The 3454-nt window shown below is 28.4% G+C and carries 5 protein-coding genes; 2 read left to right on the plus strand and 3 right to left on the minus strand.

Annotated elements, in window-relative coordinates; genetic code table 11:
• Positions 1-115 precede the first annotated feature (115 nt).
• Positions 116-271 (minus strand): hypothetical protein, encoded by a 156-nt coding sequence (locus tag Q0F58_RS18245; RefSeq protein WP_294379305.1) that lies wholly within the window; start codon positions 269-271, stop codon positions 116-118.
• Positions 272-565: 294 nt separating this feature from the next.
• Here Q0F58_RS18245 and Q0F58_RS18250 point away from each other — a divergent pair, with 294 nt between their 5' ends.
• Together Q0F58_RS18250 and Q0F58_RS18255 are read left to right on the plus strand one after the other, a co-directional pair.
• A complete protein-coding gene (locus Q0F58_RS18250; protein WP_294379306.1) occupies positions 566-844 on the plus strand; it encodes a CD3324 family protein in 279 nt (92 codons plus the stop codon).
• A 343-nt stretch (positions 845-1187) separates the two neighbouring features.
• Positions 1188-1847 (plus strand): elongation factor G-binding protein, encoded by a 660-nt coding sequence (locus tag Q0F58_RS18255; RefSeq protein WP_294379309.1) that lies wholly within the window; start codon positions 1188-1190, stop codon positions 1845-1847.
• 150 nt (positions 1848-1997) lie between these two features.
• Here the strand turns inward: Q0F58_RS18255 and Q0F58_RS18260 are convergent, their stop codons facing one another.
• Together Q0F58_RS18260 and Q0F58_RS18265 are read right to left on the minus strand one after the other, a co-directional pair.
• Positions 1998-2579, minus strand: a complete 582-nt coding sequence (locus tag Q0F58_RS18260) for an ATP-grasp domain-containing protein (protein ID WP_367118220.1) — start codon at positions 2577-2579, stop codon at positions 1998-2000.
• A 233-nt stretch (positions 2580-2812) separates the two neighbouring features.
• Positions 2813-3454, minus strand: a 642-nt coding sequence (locus tag Q0F58_RS18265; protein WP_294379310.1) for a PD-(D/E)XK nuclease domain-containing protein, incomplete at its 5' end; no start/stop codon positions are given.

Genomic DNA, 3454 nt, shown 5'->3' on the forward strand with positions numbered 1-3454 from the left:
CTGCTGTAACAACTAAACATTTGTAATCCCTGCTTTTGCACTGCATATACCTATAACTTCATTATTGACTGATAAAATATTTTTCAAACATTCTATGAATCTTATCTGGCTATTATTATATTATCAATAAATATCTTATAGCCTTCCATTTATCATCAAACTCTATTTCCTTTCCTCCAGCTATAGCCTTCATATGACCAGCGTTCAACATTTGCCTGTTTATATCTAATGTTAAAAATTCATTGTTACCCTCTGCTTTAAAATTATGCATACAGTCAGGTGGAAGAAAATTAATCTAATATATTTTATTTCTAAATTCTATATAATACATGGTATAATTAAGGTAATATAGATATCTAGGAGGTGTTTTTTTGAAAGTCATTAATACCTTCAGCTTTAAGTTAAGATGCTCTTTGCAGAGACTACACAATCAGCTATGCTTTGTTGGGAGCCTAAATTTGTCTTGTTAGCTGAATAAATATATGCAGATTCTAGACTCTGTAACACATAGCTTTGTTGTATTTTCTGCTTTTTATACTTTTTATAAAAGCAAAGGAGTAGAAAAATGAAATATGCAAAGGCAAACGATGTGTTACCACAAGAAATTATTGAAATTATACAAAAATATGTTGATGGAAAATATATTTATATCCCTAGAAAAAATGAAAATCACAAATCATGGGGAGAAAAAAGCGGCATAAAGAAAACTCTTAATGTAAGAAATAAAGATATTTATGAAAAATATCTTAAGGGTATTTCCATAAATGAACTAGCTAAAGAGTATTTTCTATCAGATAAAAGTATAAGAAGAATACTAAGCCAGCAGAAAAAAATATGCTCATAATCATTACAGATTTATTTATTAGATTGAATGCTTGTTTTAAGACATGATATTATGTAAATGCGTAATATGCTAAAGATAATTAATGATTTAATATAAAACGATTATGGATATAAATTATGTTGGACTTTGATTTTAGATGATTATTATTGCTTTTAAATCAAGTGATCAATAATCATCTTTTATTTTCCAGTTATATTATGTTAGAATTTCCTCTTCATATAAATCATATCCTTCATAAATAAGTATCTACAGTTATAAATATATAATTCAACAAATCATATATTTATAAAGTTTTTATTACATCAGTAATCAAAATTTATATTAGAATAGAGGTTGAAATTTCATGGATGCTTTTATAAAAAAACAAGAATATAACTATATAAAAAAATGTATGATTGATTTAAATAACTCTTTTACAGGATGTATAGATAAAAATGTTATTGCTGCTTCTAAAATTTATATTCAGGATAAAATACTAAATCATTTTCAAAACTTATCTGACAGCCAGAAAAAAATTCTGGATATTTCAAATTTCACTACTTCACTTCATATTGAAGCGTTCCTAAATGATCTTGATGAATATGTGTATGGAATGCCTGTGGTTACCAATGCACAGATTAATAGGTTATTTAAAAAAGAAAAAAAGCTTAAATTGCCAAAAGCAGATGCACAAGATTTAAAACATGTATATTTAGGATGGATTGATAACTCTGTTAGAAAATTATTTGTAGCTTATAATATGAATGGGAAACTTCTAGGAATGTCTTGTAGAATTACAAATCCCGATAATAAATCATCTCACAGATGTATATTCTGCAACAGAATGGGAAAATCTGATCAGATTGCTTTTGTTTCTCCTTTATGTAAGGTAAGTAATCCTGAGCTTGGTGCTTATAAATCTCTTGGTTTTGATATGTGTCTGGATAGTGAGCAATGTAACTCTCATATTGTTTCTGTCGATAAACTTGAAGATATTCTAAAGACTGTTAATAATATAAAATAAATTGCACCATAAATGCTTGAGAAGGTGTGTAAGTGATAACAGAATCCTTTTCTGTTTTTTTATATGCTGCACCTTCTCCTACTTTCTTTAAAACTATTTATTGGATAACTTATATTTGCTATATCATAAAAACTACAGGAAATCTTGATTTTATGCTTTCCATCTATTTTCAATCATTTTATATAACAGATCAAAATAAGACCATCCAATAGCCTCTGCTGCTATCATAGTAAGACAGTTCTGATTAAGACGATGAGGACGAACTGCCCCTGTTAAATTAGGCTTTAGATTAAAGTCAAACATTTTATATTGACCATCTTTATCTGCACAACAGTCTATTCTGACAAGCCCCTTTACTCCAAGCTTCCTTACTGCATTTTCACAGTTTTCCCTTATGAATTTTAAAGCCTCATCATCATCTGTGACTGCCCTGCTGTTTTCAACAACTGGCACATCACCGTTATATGGAGCTATGCCTTTATTATGATTAAATCTTTCAACCACAGGAAGACTTGAACCATCAGGAAATACTGATATAGTTATTTCATTGCCACTCAGAAATTCTTCAGCCATCAATCGGCTTCCAAATATACCGCTTTCAATTTCCTTTTTTCTATAATATTCAAATTCATCTTTAGAAGAGGCTTTGACTACGCCCTGACTTCCACGCCCTCTTATAGGTTTTAGGACACATGGAAAGCGGCCTTTATAATCCGTATCAATATCAGTAATATCTTTATACTTATCATTTCATTTTTATAATACAATCTTTTCTATAAAATCTATTCCATATTTTATTATGTCTTCATATCCTTCTTCATTGACTTCTATATCTGTCTTATAATTATATTTTATTGTTTTTTGAATATATTTTTTAATAATTCTAAAGCATATTCATCATCTTCACATCATATACTTCAAATGCCTTTTCACAGATTAATTTAATGTTCAACTATTTTATAAATTTATTCTTTAATTTTAATGAAACAGTCTTTCTTAAAGAATGATATTCCATATTTTATAATATTATTATAGCCATCATCCTTTAGTTCCATTTCATATTTCTTTTCTTCTATCTGCTTTAATGCATCATCTGCCCTTTGTTCAAGCTCATTGAAATTTTTACATACTTTAAGTTCAAGTATTATAGCTGCTTTACGTCTTGATACTGGTCTTATAAATATATCTCCCCTTCCATTTCCAGATTCCCTGTTGGACTTTACAGTATAACCTTTCATACTGGATAGAATTCCTGTCACAAAACCATGATAGAAATTTTCATAAGCATCATTAAAACTTATGCTTTCAATAAGCACATCTGAAAGTTCTTTTTCAAAAATTTCAGGCTTGCTTTCTAATATTGAATTATACATGTTAGTAAAGTCTCTTGTTTTAATATTTTCTTCAAACCAACTTAAAACTTTTCTTCTAAAAATATATTTAACTTCTTTATTTGGTATTGTAAATTTTATTAATTTGCTATCTTTGTCATCCATCCGTTCACTTACTTTTTTAAAATAGCCTGTAAAGAACAAAAGCAGGAAGCCCAAAACTTGTTTTTGGTGCTTATCGCTTTCACCTATGAACGAATGTGAATAGTGTGTTTC

It is taken from the genome of uncultured Clostridium sp. (assembly GCF_934754915.1).
Classification (GTDB): domain Bacteria; phylum Bacillota; class Clostridia; order Clostridiales; family Clostridiaceae; genus Clostridium.